This window comes from Pseudomonas sp. OV226 (genome assembly GCF_003148705.1).
Taxonomy (GTDB): domain Bacteria; phylum Pseudomonadota; class Gammaproteobacteria; order Pseudomonadales; family Pseudomonadaceae; genus Aquipseudomonas.
Map to the genome: position 1 here is coordinate 458,220 of NZ_QGGS01000003.1, position 15,724 is coordinate 473,943.

17 protein-coding genes and 1 pseudogene are annotated in these 15,724 nt (G+C 60.0%); 2 read left to right on the top strand and 16 right to left on the bottom strand.

The window, feature by feature from the left end:
• Positions 1-156: 156 nt before the first annotated feature.
• The 12 genes from C7534_RS08085 to C7534_RS08140 form a co-directional block, all read right to left on the bottom strand.
• The gene (locus C7534_RS08085) at positions 157-465 is read right to left on the bottom strand and encodes an urease subunit beta (RefSeq protein ID WP_046033034.1); all 309 of its coding nucleotides are present in this window, start codon (positions 463-465) and stop codon (positions 157-159) included.
• A complete protein-coding gene (locus C7534_RS08090; RefSeq protein ID WP_109785473.1) occupies positions 465-998 on the bottom strand; it encodes a GNAT family N-acetyltransferase in 534 nt (177 codons plus the stop codon). The genes C7534_RS08085 and C7534_RS08090 overlap by 1 nt, the downstream gene beginning before the upstream one ends.
• A 6-nt stretch (positions 999-1,004) precedes the next feature.
• Positions 1,005-1,538, bottom strand: coding sequence for a GNAT family N-acetyltransferase (locus C7534_RS08095; RefSeq protein ID WP_109785474.1), 534 nt, complete (start codon positions 1,536-1,538; stop codon positions 1,005-1,007).
• Positions 1,539-1,547: 9 nt separating this feature from the next.
• Positions 1,548-1,850: an urease subunit gamma gene (gene ureA / locus C7534_RS08100; RefSeq protein WP_007907366.1), complete on the bottom strand. Its 303-nt coding sequence runs from the start codon at positions 1,848-1,850 to the stop codon at positions 1,548-1,550.
• Positions 1,851-1,992: 142 nt separating this feature from the next.
• The gene (locus C7534_RS08105; protein WP_109785475.1) at positions 1,993-2,832 is read right to left on the bottom strand and encodes an urease accessory protein UreD; all 840 of its coding nucleotides are present in this window, start codon (positions 2,830-2,832) and stop codon (positions 1,993-1,995) included.
• 30 nt (positions 2,833-2,862) lie between these two features.
• A complete protein-coding gene (gene urtE / locus C7534_RS08110; protein WP_046033030.1) occupies positions 2,863-3,561 on the bottom strand; it encodes an urea ABC transporter ATP-binding subunit UrtE in 699 nt (232 codons plus the stop codon).
• Between the two features lie 142 nt (positions 3,562-3,703).
• Positions 3,704-4,573: an urea ABC transporter ATP-binding protein UrtD gene (gene urtD / locus C7534_RS08115; protein WP_046033029.1), complete on the bottom strand. Its 870-nt coding sequence runs from the start codon at positions 4,571-4,573 to the stop codon at positions 3,704-3,706.
• Positions 4,570-5,649: an urea ABC transporter permease subunit UrtC gene (gene urtC, locus C7534_RS08120; protein ID WP_109785476.1), complete on the bottom strand. Its 1,080-nt coding sequence runs from the start codon at positions 5,647-5,649 to the stop codon at positions 4,570-4,572. Before urtC ends, urtD begins: the two co-directional genes overlap by 4 nt.
• The gene (urtB, locus tag C7534_RS08125; RefSeq protein WP_109785477.1) at positions 5,649-7,148 is read right to left on the bottom strand and encodes an urea ABC transporter permease subunit UrtB; all 1,500 of its coding nucleotides are present in this window, start codon (positions 7,146-7,148) and stop codon (positions 5,649-5,651) included. The genes urtC and urtB overlap by 1 nt, the downstream gene beginning before the upstream one ends.
• A 127-nt stretch (positions 7,149-7,275) precedes the next feature.
• A complete protein-coding gene (gene urtA, locus C7534_RS08130; protein WP_046033026.1) occupies positions 7,276-8,541 on the bottom strand; it encodes an urea ABC transporter substrate-binding protein in 1,266 nt (421 codons plus the stop codon).
• A 324-nt stretch (positions 8,542-8,865) separates the two neighbouring features.
• Positions 8,866-9,237, bottom strand: a complete 372-nt coding sequence (locus C7534_RS08135; RefSeq protein ID WP_109785478.1) for a DUF6124 family protein — start codon at positions 9,235-9,237, stop codon at positions 8,866-8,868.
• Positions 9,238-10,024: 787 nt separating this feature from the next.
• Positions 10,025-10,594 (bottom strand): YSC84-related protein, encoded by a 570-nt coding sequence (locus C7534_RS08140; protein ID WP_077432405.1) that lies wholly within the window; start codon positions 10,592-10,594, stop codon positions 10,025-10,027.
• A 443-nt stretch (positions 10,595-11,037) separates the two neighbouring features.
• On the opposite strand from C7534_RS08140, the gene C7534_RS08145 reads away from it, so the two are divergent.
• Both C7534_RS08145 and C7534_RS08150 read left to right on the top strand, forming a co-directional pair.
• The gene (locus C7534_RS08145) at positions 11,038-11,808 is read left to right on the top strand and encodes a DUF2092 domain-containing protein (RefSeq protein ID WP_046033022.1); all 771 of its coding nucleotides are present in this window, start codon (positions 11,038-11,040) and stop codon (positions 11,806-11,808) included.
• Between the two features lies 1 nt (position 11,809).
• Positions 11,810-12,655: a hypothetical protein gene (locus tag C7534_RS08150; RefSeq protein WP_109785479.1), complete on the top strand. Its 846-nt coding sequence runs from the start codon at positions 11,810-11,812 to the stop codon at positions 12,653-12,655.
• Positions 12,656-12,688: 33 nt separating this feature from the next.
• Here C7534_RS08150 and C7534_RS08155 read toward each other — a convergent pair.
• The 4 genes and pseudogenes from C7534_RS08155 to C7534_RS08170 all read right to left on the bottom strand — a co-directional run.
• Positions 12,689-12,898, bottom strand: a pseudogene (locus C7534_RS08155) (amino acid ABC transporter substrate-binding protein); the annotation flags it as partial.
• Between the two features lie 51 nt (positions 12,899-12,949).
• Positions 12,950-13,960: a FecCD family ABC transporter permease gene (locus C7534_RS08160; RefSeq protein WP_109785480.1), complete on the bottom strand. Its 1,011-nt coding sequence runs from the start codon at positions 13,958-13,960 to the stop codon at positions 12,950-12,952.
• The gene (locus C7534_RS08165) at positions 13,957-14,904 is read right to left on the bottom strand and encodes an ABC transporter substrate-binding protein (protein WP_109785481.1); all 948 of its coding nucleotides are present in this window, start codon (positions 14,902-14,904) and stop codon (positions 13,957-13,959) included. The genes C7534_RS08160 and C7534_RS08165 overlap by 4 nt, the downstream gene beginning before the upstream one ends.
• Positions 14,901-15,689 carry an ABC transporter ATP-binding protein gene (locus tag C7534_RS08170; protein ID WP_109785482.1) on the bottom strand — a complete coding sequence of 263 codons (789 nt, stop codon included), beginning with the start codon at positions 15,687-15,689 and terminating at the stop codon, positions 14,901-14,903. Before C7534_RS08170 ends, C7534_RS08165 begins: the two co-directional genes overlap by 4 nt.
• Positions 15,690-15,724 lie beyond the last annotated feature (35 nt).

Sequence of the window (15,724 nt, forward strand, 5' to 3'; positions counted from 1 at the left end):
GATTCAATTGTTTTTGAGACCGCTTGCATAGCTCGCTATCGCAGCCTCGCTGCGCTCGACAGCTCCTACAGGTGTTCACGCAGCCTGTGCGCACGCGGTCCCTGTAGGAGCTGTCGAGCGAAGCGAGGCTGCGATCTTTTGAAAGCACTGCAAATGTCAGTCGAGATCACCCATGATCCGCCCGGCAAACCCGAACACCCGGCGATGCCCGGCCAGGTCGACCAGTTCGACGTCGCGACTCTGCCCCGGTTCGAAGCGCACGGCGGTGCCGGCCGGGATGTTCAGGCGCATGCCGCGACTGGCGGCGCGGTCAAAGGTCAGGGCGTCGTTGGTTTCGAAAAAATGGTAATGCGAGCCGACCTGGATCGGCCGGTCACCGCTGTTAGCCACTTTCAAACTGACGGTGCGACGACCCGCGTTGAGTTCGATGTCGCCGGACTGGATCTGGTATTCACCGGGGATCATCAATGGGCTCCTTGGAGAATCTTGTAGTAGAGGGCGGTGGGTTTGTAGCGCCCGCTCGGATCGCAGGCGTAGTCGGGGATTTCCCCCGCCCGGGTGTAACCCAGCGCCTTGTAGAAATCTTCCGCCGGCGACCCCGCTTCGGTGTCGAGGTAAAGCATGCCGCGCTTGTGCTGCAAGGCCGCCGCCTCAAGCGCGCTCATCAATTGCTGACCCAAGCCGCGACGGCGCGCGTGCTCACGCACCAGCAGTTTTTGCACTTCGGCGCGGTTCAGGCCATTGGCTTTCTGACACAAGGTCAGCTGCACGCTGGCCTGCACTTGTTCGTCCTTGACCACCACCCACAGCAGCACGTTGTCCTTGTTCAGGTTCTCCTGAACGTCATCGAAATAGGCGCGTGCCTGGGTGGCATCCAGATTCGCCATGAAGCCGACGCTGGCGCCATAACCGACGGCGTCGAGCAGCAGATCAATCAAACCCTGGCGGTAGTGCGCAAAGCTTTCAACATTGACGCGTCGCAGTTGGGCGGCGTTCATCGGGCGTTACTCCTTGCTGGCGACAGGCGGCTCCGCGCCAGGATTGAGGGTCAGTTGCATGAAGGTCAGGTCCAGCCAGCGACCGAACTTGGTACCAACTTGCGGCATCTGCCCGGTGGTGATGAAACCGGCGCGTTCGTGCAGGCGAATGGACGCCGCGTTACCGCTTTCGATGGCCGCAACCATCACGTGTTTGTCGCAGCCCTTGGCGCGCTCGATCAGTACGCTCATCAATTGCGGACCGAGGCCGTTGCCACGCTGGTCGCTGCGCACATAAACCGAGTGCTCGACGGTGTGGCGGAAGCCGTCGAATGGCCGCCAGTCACCAAAGGAAGCGTAGCCGAGCACGTTGTTTTCAGCGTCGACGACCACCAGGATCGGGTAATTCTGGACTTGCCGGGCGCTGAACCAGGCCTGACGGTTGCCCAGGTCGACGGCTTGTTCGTTCCAGATCGCCGTGGTGTTGAGCACGGCATCGTTGTAGATATCGCGGATCGCCGGCAGGTCGGCGTATACCGCATCGCGGATGTGGTAAGTCATGGCGGCTCCTCAGGCGATGGGTTGGTGGACGGTGACCAGTTTGGTGCCGTCGGGGAACGTCGCTTCCACCTGGATTTCCGGAATCATTTCCGGGATGCCTTCCATGACTTGTTCGCGGCTGAGCAGCGTGGTGCCGAAGTGCATCAGCTCGGCCACGGTCTGGCCGTCACGGGCGCCTTCGAGCAGGGCCGCGGAGATGTAGGCCATGGCTTCCGGGTAATTGAGTTTCACGCCGCGCGCCAAACGCCGCTCGGCCACGAGGCCGGCGGTGAAGATCAGCAGCTTGTCTTTTTCGCGTGGGGTCAGGTCCATCGTTGGAATCCATATCGGCAGTTAAAAGGTCACTCAACCTGTAGGAGCAAGGCTTGCCCGCGATTGATACGCTGCGGTGTATCAGATGCACCGCGTTATCGTTCATCGCGGGCAAGCCATGCTCCTACAGGGGGATTGTGTTTCAGGTGCTCCATATTCTCGGTGGGACCGCTTCCCGGCCAAGCAAGGCAGGCCGGAGCAGTCGCCACAAATCAATCAACCAACCGCGCGCCAACAGCGCTTCACTGGCCAGGCACCGAGCCACCAAAAGCCCCGGCAACTGGGTCAAATCCCCGCGCACGGCATTGGGCAGCGAGCGACAGGATTCCAGCAGCTCACTGTCGATCTCCCCCGTCACCAGCAACGTCGCAAACACCGGTTGCCCGTCCAGCCCGATCGGTGAATCCAGCAAGCCGTCATTGCCGACAATGCGCTGGCGTTCGTGCCAGAGCAACTGACCGTCGCGACGGATGTCCAGCTGTGCCTGGAAATGCCCAAGGTCAAAACGCTCGCCGCTGGCCGGACGACCCAGCGCCACCACGTCCCAGTAGAACAACCGGGCGTCGCCTTGCAGGTCAATCGAGGTGCTGAGTTCGGCCTGTGCATCGCTGAAGATAATCGTCTCTTGCGGCAACCATTCCAGTGTCGCGCCAGCGCCTACTTTCAAGTCGAGCGTCTGATAGGCGGCCCCCGCCGCGCGATACCACTTGGCCGCGCCGGGGCTGGTGATTTGCGCCCAGGCATCGGTGCCGACACTGGCCGAAATGTCCAGCCGATCACCGCCGGCAATCCCGCCCGGCGGATGAACGATAATGTGCTGGCACACCTCGGGACCTTCGGCATACAGGTGCTTTTGCACTCGCAGCGGGCCTTTGTGGCGGCGCTGAACCGGGCGCGTGCTGTCGCCGAATCGGGCGTAACCCAACTCCAGTTCGGCGTGCCAGCTCGGGGTAAACGGGGCAGTGGGAAGAGGTGAATTCATGATGTCTAATTATCGTTAGGACGCTACAGATTAGATTGTAACCAGACCGCGTACACCCTCGGCTTCCATATTTTCGCCGCGACCTTGTTGCACGATCTCGCCCCGGGACATCACCAAATATTGATCGGCCAGTTCAGCGGCGAAATCGTAAAACTGCTCCACCAGCAAAATCGCCATGTCGCCGCGGGCCGCGAGTTTCTTGATCACCGCGCCAATCTCCTTGATCACCGACGGCTGGATGCCTTCGGTGGGCTCGTCGAGAATCAGTAACCGTGGGCGGCTGGCCAAGGCCCTGCCGATAGCCAGCTGCTGCTGTTGCCCGCCGGACAAGTCGCCGCCGCGACGCTGTTTCATTTGCAGCAGCACCGGGAACAGCTCGTAGATGAACGCCGGGACTTCCTTGGCTTCGCTGCCGGGAAAACGCGACAGCCCCATCAACAGGTTTTCTTCCACGGTCAGCCGGCCGAAGATTTCACGGCCCTGCGGCACGTAGGCGATGCCGGCATGCACGCGTTGGTGCGGCTTGAAGGAGGTGATCGGTTTGCCTTCCCAATTCACCGCACCTTCCTTGGCTGGCAGCAGACCCATCAGGCACTTGAGCAGCGTGGTCTTGCCCACCCCGTTGCGGCCGAGCAGGCAGGTGACTTCGCCGACCTTCACCTCAAACGTCAGGCCCCGCAGGATGTGACTACCGCCGTAATACTGGTGCAGCTTGTCGACTTGCAACATTCTCAAATTCTCCTCAGTGATCGTTCCCACGCTCTGCGTGGGAATGCATCCCGTGACGCTCCGCGTCACATAACGGCGGACGCGGAGCGTCCATGGCGGCATTCCCACGCGGAGCGTGGGAACGATCAAGGTGTTTGCAGGTTCAGCGACCGAGATACACTTCAATCACCCGCTCATTCTCCTGCACCTGTTCCAGCGACCCTTCGGCCAGCACGCTGCCCTGGTGCAACACGGTGACGTGGTCGGCAATCGAGCCGACGAAACCCATATCGTGCTCCACCACCATCAGCGAATGCTTGCCGGCCAGGCTTTTGAACAACTCGGCGGTGAATTCGGTTTCGGCGTCGGTCATGCCCGCCACCGGTTCGTCGAGCAGCAGCAGTTGCGGGTCTTGCATCAGCAGCATGCCGATTTCCAGAAACTGCTTCTGACCATGGGACAACAAACCCGCCGGACGATTGACCGACGTCGTCAGGCGAATGGTTTCCAGCACGTCAGTGATGCGATCTTTCTGTTCGCCACTCAGGCGCGCGCGCAGGCTGGCCCACACCGACTTGTCGGTTTTCTGCGCCAGCTCCAGGTTCTCGAACACGCTCAAAGCCTCGAACACCGTTGGCTTCTGAAACTTGCGCCCGATGCCGGCCTGGGCGATCTGCACTTCGCTCATCTGCGTCAGGTCCAGGGTTTCACCAAACCAGGCCTTGCCGTGACTCGGGCGGGTCTTGCCAGTAATCACGTCCATCAGCGTGGTTTTGCCCGCGCCGTTGGGGCCGATGATGCAGCGCAGTTCACCGACGCCGATGTACAGGTTCAGCGCGTTCAGCGCTTTAAAGCCGTCGAAGCTGACGCTGATGTCTTCCAGGGTCAGGATCGTGCCGTGGCGGGTATCGAGGCCCGGACCGACGCGTTGGCCAAGACCAATGGAATCGCGGCTGGTGCCGGCATCCTTATTCGGTTCCACAGGAAAAAAAGCAGGTTCGAGCATGAATTCCGCCGTCGGTGTGATTCTCATTGTTCGCCCCTTTTCTTCAGCAGACCGATCACGCCTTTAGGCAGATACAAGGTCACGACGATGAACAGCGCGCCGAGGAAAAACAGCCAGTATTCCGGGAACGCCACGGTGAACCAGCTCTTCATACTGTTGACCACGCCGGCGCCCAGCAGCGGGCCGATCAAGGTTCCGCGACCACCCAAAGCGACCCACACCGCTGCTTCGATGGAGTTGGTCGGCGACATTTCACTCGGGTTGATGATCCCGACCTGCGGCACGTACAGCGCCCCGGCCAAGCCGCACAACACTGCGCTCAACACCCAGACAAACAACTTGAAACCGCGCGGGTCGTAGCCGCAGAACATCAGGCGGTTTTCCGCATCGCGCAGCGCCGTCAGCACCCGGCCGAACTTGCTCTGCGCCAGGCGCCAGCCGATGAACAAACTGGCGACCAGCAACACCACCGTGGCGAAAAACAACACGGCGCGGGTGCCCGGTTCAGTAATGCCGAAGCCGAGAATGGTGCGGAAATTGGTGAAGCCGTTGTTGCCGCCAAACCCGGTTTCGTTGCGGAAGAACAGCAGCATCCCGGCGAAGGTCAGGGCCTGGGTCATGATCGAGAAATACACGCCCTTGATCCGCGAGCGGAAGGCGAAGAAGCCGAACACCAACGCCAGCAACCCCGGGGCCAACACCACCAGGCACATCGCCCAGAGGAAGCTGCTGGTGCCGGTCCAGTACCACGGCAATTCAGTCCACGACAGGAACGTCATGAACGCCGGCAAACCATCGCCCGATGCCTGGCGCATCAGGTACATGCCCATCGCGTAACCGCCGAGGGCGAAGAACAGGCCGTGGCCGAGGGACAGCAGTCCGGCGTATCCCCAGACCAGATCGAGTGCGAGGGCGACGATGGCGTAGCAGAGGATTTTGCCCACCAGCGTCAGCGTGTAAGCCGACACGTGAAATGCACTGTCCGCCGGCAACAACGACAGCAGTGGCAATGCCAGCAACAGAACGAGGACGACCGCACCGACGGCAATCGTGGCGGTGGGGCCGGCTTTTTGTGTGGCAGTAACGAGCAGGGGCTGGTTCATCAGTCGATCACCCGTCCTTTCAGTGCGAAGAGGCCTTGCGGACGCTTCTGGATGAACAAAATGATCAGCGCGAGGATGAGGATTTTGCCGAGTACGGCGCCGATTTGCGGTTCGAGAATCTTGTTGGCAATCCCCAGGCCGAACGCGGCCAATACGCTACCGGCCAACTGACCGACACCGCCGAGCACCACCACCAGGAACGAGTCGATGATGTAGCTCTGGCCGAGGTCCGGGCCGACGTTGCCGATCTGGCTGAGGGCCACGCCACCAAGGCCTGCAATGCCCGAGCCGAGGCCGAAGGCGAGCATGTCCACGCGCCCGGTGGGTACGCCGCAGCACGCGGCCATGTTGCGATTCTGGGTGACGGCGCGCACGTTCAGGCCCAGTCGTGTCTTGTTCAACAACAGCCAGGTCAGCACCACCACAAACAGCGCGAAGGCGATGATGACGATGCGGTTGTACGGCAGCACCAGATTCGGCAGCACTTGAATCCCGCCCGACAACCACGCCGGGTTGGCCACTTCAACGTTCTGCGCACCGAACACCAGGCGCACCAGTTGAATCAACATCAGGCTGATGCCCCACGTGGCGAGTAGCGTTTCCAATGGGCGGCCGTAGAGGTGACGAATCACCGTACGCTCCAGCGCCATGCCGATGGCGGCGGTGACGAAAAACGCCACCGGCAAGGCAATCAACGGGTAGAACTCGATGGCCTGCGGAGCGAAGCGCTGGAGCAGCATCTGCACGACGTACGTCGAGTACGCGCCGAGCATCAGCATCTCGCCGTGCGCCATGTTGATCACGCCGAGCAGGCCGAAGGTGATCGCCAGGCCCAGGGCGGCGAGCAGCAAAATCGAACCGAGGGACATGCCGCTGAACGCCTGACCGAGCATCTCGCCGATCAGCAGTTTGCGTTTGACTTGGGCGAGGCTGGTTTCGGCGGCGGTGCGCACCGTGGCGTCGGCTTCGACACCCGGTTCCAGCAGGCTTTCGAGGCGAGTGCGGGCCAACGGGTCGCCGGTTTCACCCAGCAGCCGGATGGCGGCGAGGCGTACAGCCGGGTCGGTGTCGACCAGTTGAAGGTTGGCCAGCGCCAGGCTGAGAGCGGCATGGACGCTTTCGTCCTGTTCGCCCGCCAGTTGCTGACCGAGGAATTTCAGCTGTGCGGGTTTGGCACTTTTCTGCAGTTGTTGCGCAGCGGTCAGACGGGTTTTGGCGTCGGCGGCGAGCAATTGGTGGCTGGCCAGTGCGGTGTCGATCAGACCCCGCAGGCGATTATTCAGGCGCAGGGTTTTGGCTTGGCCGTCGACGGTCAACTCACCTTGTTGCAGGGCGTTGATCAGTTCGATACGGGCCGAATCGGGCTGCGCGGCCCAGGCTTCCAGCAGTTTGGCTTGCTGCACGGGGTTGGCGGCGACGAAGTCTTCGGCGTCGCTGGCGTGGGAAACCATCGGCAACAGCAAAAAAGTTATGGTGAGAAGCAGGCGATAAAGGGACATAGCTACGTCCTGAAAGGCGACGATGGACCCTGTAGGAGCCGAGATTGCTCGCGATGGCGGTGTGTCTGACGTACCGCAATCGCGAGCAAGCTCGGCTCCTACAGGGTTAGGGGCTTATTCCCGGGAATCAGTTGCTCTTCATCGCATAGTCAGGCTTTTTGTCGTTGCCATCGATAAACGGGCTCCACGGCTGGGCGCGGATCGGCCCTTCGGTCTGCCACACCACGTTGAACTGACCGTCGGCTTGGATCTCGCCGATCATCACCGGTTTGTGCAGGTGGTGATTGGTCTTGTCCATGGTCAGGGTGTAGCCGGACGGCGCGGCAAAAGTCTGGCCGGCGAGGGCCTCGCGGACTTTGTCGACGTCGGTGGACTTGGCTTTCTCAGCCGCTTGCGCCCACATATGAATGCCGACGTAGGTGGCTTCCATCGGGTCGTTGGTCACCGCTTTGTCGGCGCCCGGCAGGTTGTGTTTCTTGGCGTAGGCTTTCCAGTCGGCGACGAATTTCTTGTTCTGCGGGTTCTCGACGGACTCGAAGTAGTTCCACGCCGCGAGGTTGCCCACCAACGGCTTGGTGTCGATGCCGCGCAGTTCTTCTTCACCCACCGAGAACGCCACGACCGGCACGTCGGTGGCTTTCAGGCCCTGGTTGGCCAGTTCTTTATAGAACGGCACGTTGGAGTCGCCGTTGACGGTCGAGATGACGGCAGTCTTGCCACCGGCCGAGAATTTTTTGATGTTGGCAACGATGGTCTGGTAATCGGCGTGACCGAACGGGGTGTAGACCTCTTCGATGTCCTTGTCGGCCACACCTTTGGAGTGCAGGAACGAACGCAGGATTTTGTTGGTGGTGCGCGGGTAGACGTAGTCAGTGCCCAGCAAGAAGTAGCGCTTGGCGCTGCCGCCTTCTTCGCTCATCAGGTATTCAACGGCGGGGATCGCCTGCTGGTTCGGTGCGGCGCCGGTGTAGAACACGTTCGGCGACATCTCTTCGCCTTCGTATTGCACCGGGTAGAACAGCAAGCCGTTGAGTTCTTCGAACACTGGCAATACCGATTTACGCGACACGGAAGTCCAGCAACCAAACACCACGGCCACTTTGTCTTGAGTCAGCAACTGTCGGCCCTTTTCGGCAAACAGCGGCCAGTTCGACGCCGGGTCCACGACCACTGGCTCCAGCATCTTGCCGTTCACGCCGCCCTTGGCGTTGATCTCGTCGATGGTCATCAACGCCATGTCTTTGAGCGATGTTTCAGAGATCGCCATGGTGCCGGACAACGAATGCAGAATACCGACCTTGATGGTCTCGGCGGCCTGGACGGTCCAGGTCATGCCCATCGCGGCAATGGATGCCGAGAGTGTGAAAGCCTTGATCAAGCTACGACGCTTCATTGTGCGATCTCCATGAACTTATGAATTTTCTTGGTTGGCAGATGCGGACTACTGAAGGGTGTTTTGCAAGGGCTGTGCCCGGTCGGCGAAAGGCAGGGAAATGTCGGTTTAGAGCGGTTGCGCGAGTTGGCGGCGCACCAGGAAGGGACGAGGGCGGGGCGGTGGTGCGACGAGGTGCGCCACATTGGGGCGTAGTCCTTGCAAGCAACATCGATCAAATGTGGGAGCGGGCTTGCTCGCGAAAGCGGTGTGTCAGTCACATTGATGCTGGATGTGCCGCCGTCTTCGCGAGCAGGCTCGCTCCTACATTTTTTTGCGGTGTTTCTAAGTGGGGACGACGTTATCCACCGCGCGGTTCACGGCCAGTTCCGCGAGCATGATGATCTGCTGGATCGCCATCGCCTTGTGGCGTTGCGGGCCGATCAGGTCGGTGGCGAAATCGCTGGCCATGACGCTGGCGGATGCCAGGGATTCACAGGCGTTGACCAACAGGCTTTCGGTGTCGTTGTTCGGGGCGATCATGAACATGGTGCTGGGGCGGCGGGGTTTTTCGGTGTAGTGCGCCGGGGGATCGAGGTAGTAGTCGAGGGCGCGTTTGATGGCGTCGCGGTCCCTGAGCAGATCTTCGTCGCGAGATGTTTCGGGATCGGAGATGGTGGTGTCGATGGGTGGATCTGGTACGAGCTTCTTATTCATGTGAATACCTTGGTTTCAAGTTGGAGCCACCAATTGCCGTTTCTCACGCGGCGAAGAGGGAGGCAGCTATGTGCAGGGTGAGAAACCGGGAAGCCAAGAAACCGGCCGGACCGAAGTCCGCCCACACACAGCCGCCATAACGCATTTGCAGGCAGCGGATAAGCTGACGGCAATTATGCTGATACGAGTACTGCGTGGCTATATTTCCCGGGTTCTCACGCCCGATCACTGATGTGCAGTGACGGCCCCAGACTAGACAGCTCACGTCCGACGAACAACCTGAAAAACCCGTGGGAAACGTCCTGACTTTTTGCGTCCGTATAAACACACATAAACAAGCCCAGAATCACAACTCCCCTGCGAGAGCGGGTTTGTGCGTATTTGCATGGACTTGAGCACCCATTTGCATTGCCCCTGACCGGTCAATTGCATCCGTGCTGACCAATTGTTTGTATTCGACTTGACCAGCACACGCCGTAGTGACGACCGGCAGAGAGCGCCCCATTGCTGCCCTCCGCTAAGGGCAGCCAGGGACTGTGGATTCAGCAGGTCGATGCAACACAACTAAATTCTGTGTAAGTAGAAGGCGTGTTGCAGATGAAAGAGATCTCGGATCTATTACACCGAAAGCCAGAAAAAACTGATGTGGGATCACTGGCAGTAAGGCGACTGCTCTCCAGCAGATCGCCCAACTATTTGATCGAAACCATTCATCGATACAGCGCATCTTGGCGCAAACAGGGGGTGTCAGTTCAACTAAGCCCCTCCGGTACGCAGGACATGCTGGTTAGCGACTGAGCTTGGTAATTTTTGAACCCTGCAATCCCAGCCCGGCCATTAAGCCCTTTTGATCAAAGATGAACGCATAGACATCGGACTGAGCCGTTGAGGTAGTCATCGACTTGGCCATGCCTGAATCTACGACCACGATGCTTGGGCCCACGCCGACCTCAAATCCATTAACATTTTTCAGATCGTTCATCGCTGAATAGGTCATGAAGAACATCACGTAACCAAACCTCTGCACGCCCGCCTGAAGGCCGTATGAGGCTGCTGTGGTGGCGTAGTATCCCGTGACTTTTCCGTTCTCGATCAATTCGCCTTCGCCATGATGTGCGCCGGCGATGAGGCCCGCTTTCAGCACATCAGGGAAAACGAGGATACCCTTGGCTCGCTGCGCGAGGGCGCGCGCTTGCGGCGTTTTGGTATACAAACTCTGTAACGCCGCCTTCGCGTCGCGGTCCATTTCCGCGTTAGCAGCCTTCGCACTAGAGGCGGAAGTTGATTGATTCATTTGGCAGCCCGCAGCGATCGCGAAGATTGAAATCATTGCGATCATTCGAAGGTATTTGATCATGAGCAATACTCCGTTTTTGTACCTGCCGTTGAGGAACCTGCGTGGCGACAGCCGTTGCGGCTCAAAGACCGACGGGGTCGACCTTTCACTTAGACTGTAATCCTATTAAGCGGTTGGTCAAATGCTATGCGAATTGATAACAGGGCCATCCGGTGGACTGATGGCTTTTTATTGCTTGATGCAAAAAAACACCGGTAAACGAAACTGAGGTGCCGGTGGTTTTCAGCGCTGTAAACAGCTGTCGCCCCATGCCGGGATGACTCCGATGGCACTCGGACAGCGCGGGTTGAACCGGTGACGAGGCCAACACCAAACAACATTCAAACCCGCAAACCGACGAGACCCGCCTTAGTGGCGTTGTGGTCAATGGCGAACTAGGCTCAGCCAGCAGTCATGTGAATAGGGTGTTGTTTCACATCAACGTCGAGCCAGGAGTGGGATGTATGAAAGCCAGCACGCGTGTTTTCTGCCTGATGTTCTCCGTGGCCCTGGCATCCGTGGCCCATGCAGAGGATCCGCCCGCGACGCCGAGCAACCCGCTAATCAACACACGTGTTGTCGACAAGCTCATTGATATGGGCAATTACCTGCGCAGTTTGCCGAAGTTTCAGGTGGACGCCGAAGTGACGCGGGACTCGGTTCTTGAGTCTGGGCAGAAGATCAAAACCCAATCCACCAATACGCTGAAAGTCCTCGACCACAATCGGTTTTACGCTAAGGCAGACGGCGACGTGCGCAACCGGGAGCTGTTCTACAACGGCAAGCAGCTGACCCAATACGCCCCATTCCTCAAGTACTACACAACAGTAGACGCGCCGCCAACACTGTCCGAAGCCCTGCACCTGTTCGAGGAACATTACGGTATTCAAGTGCCCATGGAGGACCTGTTCCTGTTCGGCAGCGATCAGTCGCAAATTGATGCACTCAAGGAAGCGGCCTACGTTGGGCCTTCGACGATCGACGGCAAGCTGTGTGACCATTTGGCGTTCAGGCAGGAGGGCGTCGACTGGCAGCTGTGGATCACTCGTTCGCAAACACCGCTACCGTGCAAGCTGGTGATTACCACCACCGATGCACCCAGTTTTCCGGAATACAGCGCGGTATATCGCTGGAATCTGAAACCGCAGTTGAAGGAGTCAATGTTCACCTTCAAACCGGGCAAAGGCGATGCAGCTATTCCGTTGAAAAAAGTGGCTGAGCAGGGAGGGCAATGACATGAAACGCACATTGGCGTGGAACCTGTTGTTTGCGTTCGCAACCGCATCGGTACTCACCGTCGGTACAATCCCCATGGCCGATGCCAGACCTCAACGTGCTCAAGGGCAGGCCAAGACTTCGGTGAACCGGCCACCGCCAGCCAACGCGCAAAGGGCTCAACGGGTCAATCCGCCACAGCAACGCGCGAACACTGCCAAACCGAGTAATCGCGCCAACGCAGGGGACAAAGCCAATACGGGTCAACGCGCCAATGCGGGGAATAACGTCAAGGCCGAGAACCGTGCCAATGCGGGGAATAACGTCAAGGCCGAGAACCGTGCCAATGCGGGGAAAAACGTTAACGCCGAGAACCGTGCCAATGCGGGGGAAAACGTCAAGGCCGAGAACCGTGCCAATGCGGGGAAAAACGTCAACGCCGAGAACCGCGCCAATACGGCGAACAACCTCAATGCGACCAACCGTACTGGCAATAATGTGAATGCCGGCAACCGCACCGCTGCCGGGAACAACGTAGGCAACCGGGCCAACGTCAACAATGGCAACGTCAACCGCAACGTCAACAATGGCAACATCAACCGTAACGTCAACGTCAATGCGGATGGTTACGGCCACTATGACGACGATGATGACTTCGATAATCCGCTCGCGGCGGCATTAGTGGTAGGCGCTACGGTAGCGGTTACCGCAGCGGCTATCGGGTCAATCATGGAGCCTGACGAAATGCCCAACGATTGCTCGCAGGTCATGCGCAACAACACGACGTATTTACAGTGCGGGTCAACCTGGTATCAGCCACAGTATCAAGGGAGCAACGTGAACTACGTTGTGGTTCCAGCGCCCTGAAGCAAAGCGCGGGCCGTTGGGGTACTGATGGTCGAGGAGGTTCTTGAGTGTCATCCGCTCGGCGAACATCGCATCGGCCTTGCCTTTGGCCGCCAGCTTGAGGCCTGCGGTGGTGGAGTCGACGGTGATCAAGGTGGCGACCACGCCCAGCAGTCGCATCTGCTGTCGGATCCACTCCTCGGTCACGCCTCCCGCTACGGAGACATACGTCTGGTTGGCCAGTCCCCGATTGATGTGCCGTCGTCTTCGCGAGCAGGCTCGCTCCCACAGAGTTCAGTGGTGTTCTTGTGAGCGTCAACGGCGGCGCATCAGGCCGATGAAGAACAACCCGCCGATGGCCGCCGTGGCGACGCCGATGGGCAAGTCCTCGGGGGCGATGAGGGTGCGGGCGGCGACGTCGACCCAGACCAGAAACACGCTGCCGAGCAACACGCACACCGGCAACAATCGCCGGTGTTCCGCCCCGACCAGGCGCCGCGCAATGTGCGGCACCATCAGCCCGACAAAGCCGATGGACCCGCTGATCGACACCAGCACCCCGGTCATCAGTGATGCAATCAAAAACACCCGCAACCGCACGGTGCGCGCATTGAGCCCCAGGGTCACCGCCGTCTGTTCGCCGGCCATCAACGCATTCAGCGGTCGGGCCATGCCCAGCAGCAACACCAACCCCAGCAACACGCTGGCTGCCGGCACCGCCAGTAATTCCCAACGCGCCAGCCCGAGCCCGCCGAGCATCCAGAACATCACCGCGGAACTGGCACGGTGATCGCCGAGAAACAGCAGCAGATTGGCAATCGCCATCATCACGAACGACACCGCCACGCCACACAGCAGCAACCGGTCACTGTCCAGTCGCCCATTGCGGTTGGCGATCATCAGTACCAGCAACATGCTCACCAGCGCGCCGATAAACGCGGCCATCGGTAAGGTCAGCAGGCCGACGATTTCACCGACATGCAGCACCACGATCACCGCGCCGAGGGTGGCACCCGAGGTCACGCCGAGCAGGTGCGGGTCGGCCAGTGGATTGCGCGTCACCGCTTGCAACACCGCGCCAATCAACGCCAACCCAGCGCCGACCAATGCACCGAGCAACATGCGCGGCACGCGGATCAGCCACACAATGTGCTCCTGCCCGGCGCTCCAGTTCACGTCGCCAACACCCAATGCCTTGTGCAGCAAAATCCGCCACACCACGTCCACCGGCACCCGCGCCGGGCCGAAGCCCAGCGACACCACGCACGAGACCAGTAACAACGCGCCGAGGGCCAGCAGCCACAACGCGTAACGATGGTTGATCATTCGCCGTGGAAACCTTTGGCCAGGGTTGCGACCGCCAACACGTTGTCGATGCCCGGCGTCGCCTGCACGTAGGGAATGATGATGAAGCGCTGGTGCTTGATCGCGTCCACTGATTGCAGCGCTTGATTGTTGAGCAGGAATTGCACCTTCTGTTCGGCGGTGACTTCGCCGTAGTCGACGATCACGATCACCTGCGGATTGCGCTCGACCACGTTCTCCCAGTTGACCCGGGTCCAGCTCGCGTCGACGTCATCGAGAATGTTGCGCCCGCCCGCCGCATCGATCAGCGCTTGCGGCATGCCGAGGCGGCCGGAGGTCATGGCGCGGTCTTCACCGCTGTCGTAAAGGAACACGCGCGGTTTGTCCGCCGGCAGGTCCTGGCGCACCTCGTCGACTTGCGCCTGCATCTGCGCGATCAAGGCGTTGGCGCGGTCCTGCACGTCGAAGATTTTGCCGAGGTTGCGCAGGTCGTTGTAGGTGTCTTCCAGGCTGGCGGCGGGGCGCCTCATCACGAACGCGCAGGACTCGGTCAGTTCATAGACGTTGATGCCCAGCGGTTGCAGGGTTTGCGGCGTCAGGTCTCCGCCCACGCGCATGCCGTAATCCCAACCGGCGAAGAAGAAATCGACGTTGGCGTTGAGCAGGGTTTCCACCGACGGGTACTTGGCCGCCAGCTCTGGCAAGCCGTCGAGGATGCTCTGCATCTCGGGCGTCACCGACTTCCAGCCAGTCACGCCGCTGTAACCGGCCATGCTCGGCTTGAGGCCGAGGGCGAGCATCATCTGGGTCATGTTGATGTCGTGGCTGACCGCGTGTTTCGGCGCGTGCTGGAAGGTGACTTCGCGATTGCAGCTTTGAATCGTCAACGGGTAATGAGTGGCCTCGGCCAATGCCTGGGCGCTGCCCAGCAACAGGGCGGCGCACAGCAGGGAACGCAAAGTCATGGTTGGGTTATCCAGGTGATTCGTGGGTAGCCGTGCAGGGGGTGTTCATCGATCAAGGCGTCGACGCCGAAGACGTTGCGCAGCAATGCCTCGGTGAGCACTTCCCGGGGTGTGCCGCTGGCGACGATGCGGCCGTGATTGATCACGTACAAGCGGTCACAGAAAGCAGCGGCGAGGTTGAGGTCGTGGATGCTCGCCAGGGTGCCGATTTGCAGGCGTTTGACCAGTTGCAGCAATTGGAGCTGATAGCGCGGGTCGAGGTGATTGGTCGGCTCGTCGAGGATCAGCAGTTGCGGTTGCTGGGCCAGGGCGCGGGCGAGGATCACGCGTTGTTTTTCGCCGCCGGAGAGGGTGGCGAAGGCGTGGTCTTCGAAGCCTTTTAGGCCTACCGATTCCAGCGCCTGGGTCACGAGGTTCCGGTCATCCAGGGTGTCGCCATCGAACAGGCCTTTGTGTGGCGTGCGGCCCATGGCGACAACTTCGTCGACGGTCAGGCCGAACGCGTCCGGGAATTCTTGCAGCACCACGGCGATGCGTTGCGCGCACCAGCGCGAGGACTGTTTCCAGACGTTTTGATGGTCGAGCCGGACCTCGCCGCTTTCGGGTTTGCTGAAGCGCCAGGCACACCGCAACAGGCTGGTCTTGCCGCTGCCATTGGGGCCGATCAACCCGACGAACTCACCGGCGGCCACGTGCAAGGAGGCATCACGCAGCTGGAACTGGTGATGACAATGGCCATGGCCCTGGGGTGTCCAGGCGAGGTGGGAGAGGTTCAGCGAGGTCATGCGTTTGCTCGGAGATATTGGGTATTGCTGATGGC

Coding starts and splice junctions, on each gene's coding strand:
- C7534_RS08090 (WP_109785473.1), bottom strand. CDS start 998: ATGAACGCCGCCCAACTGCGACGCGTCAATGTTGAAAGCTTTGCGCAC.
- C7534_RS08095 (WP_109785474.1), bottom strand. CDS start 1,538: ATGACTTACCACATCCGCGATGCGGTATACGCCGACCTGCCGGCGATC.
- ureA (WP_007907366.1), bottom strand. CDS start 1,850: ATGGACCTGACCCCACGCGAAAAAGACAAGCTGCTGATCTTCACCGCC.
- urtA (WP_046033026.1), bottom strand. CDS start 8,541: ATGAAGCGTCGTAGCTTGATCAAGGCTTTCACACTCTCGGCATCCATT.
- C7534_RS08140 (WP_077432405.1), bottom strand. CDS start 10,594: ATGATCAAATACCTTCGAATGATCGCAATGATTTCAATCTTCGCGATC.
- urtD (WP_046033029.1), bottom strand. CDS start 4,573: ATGAGAATCACACCGACGGCGGAATTCATGCTCGAACCTGCTTTTTTT.
- C7534_RS08160 (WP_109785480.1), bottom strand. CDS start 13,960: ATGATCAACCATCGTTACGCGTTGTGGCTGCTGGCCCTCGGCGCGTTG.
- urtB (WP_109785477.1), bottom strand. CDS start 7,148: ATGTCCCTTTATCGCCTGCTTCTCACCATAACTTTTTTGCTGTTGCCG.
- C7534_RS08135 (WP_109785478.1), bottom strand. CDS start 9,237: ATGAATAAGAAGCTCGTACCAGATCCACCCATCGACACCACCATCTCC.
- C7534_RS08105 (WP_109785475.1), bottom strand. CDS start 2,832: ATGAATTCACCTCTTCCCACTGCCCCGTTTACCCCGAGCTGGCACGCC.
- urtC (WP_109785476.1), bottom strand. CDS start 5,649: ATGAACCAGCCCCTGCTCGTTACTGCCACACAAAAAGCCGGCCCCACC.
- C7534_RS08170 (WP_109785482.1), bottom strand. CDS start 15,689: ATGACCTCGCTGAACCTCTCCCACCTCGCCTGGACACCCCAGGGCCAT.
- C7534_RS08145 (WP_046033022.1), top strand. CDS start 11,038: ATGAAAGCCAGCACGCGTGTTTTCTGCCTGATGTTCTCCGTGGCCCTG.
- C7534_RS08165 (WP_109785481.1), bottom strand. CDS start 14,904: ATGACTTTGCGTTCCCTGCTGTGCGCCGCCCTGTTGCTGGGCAGCGCC.
- C7534_RS08085 (WP_046033034.1), bottom strand. CDS start 465: ATGATCCCCGGTGAATACCAGATCCAGTCCGGCGACATCGAACTCAAC.
- C7534_RS08150 (WP_109785479.1), top strand. CDS start 11,810: ATGAAACGCACATTGGCGTGGAACCTGTTGTTTGCGTTCGCAACCGCA.
- urtE (WP_046033030.1), bottom strand. CDS start 3,561: ATGTTGCAAGTCGACAAGCTGCACCAGTATTACGGCGGTAGTCACATC.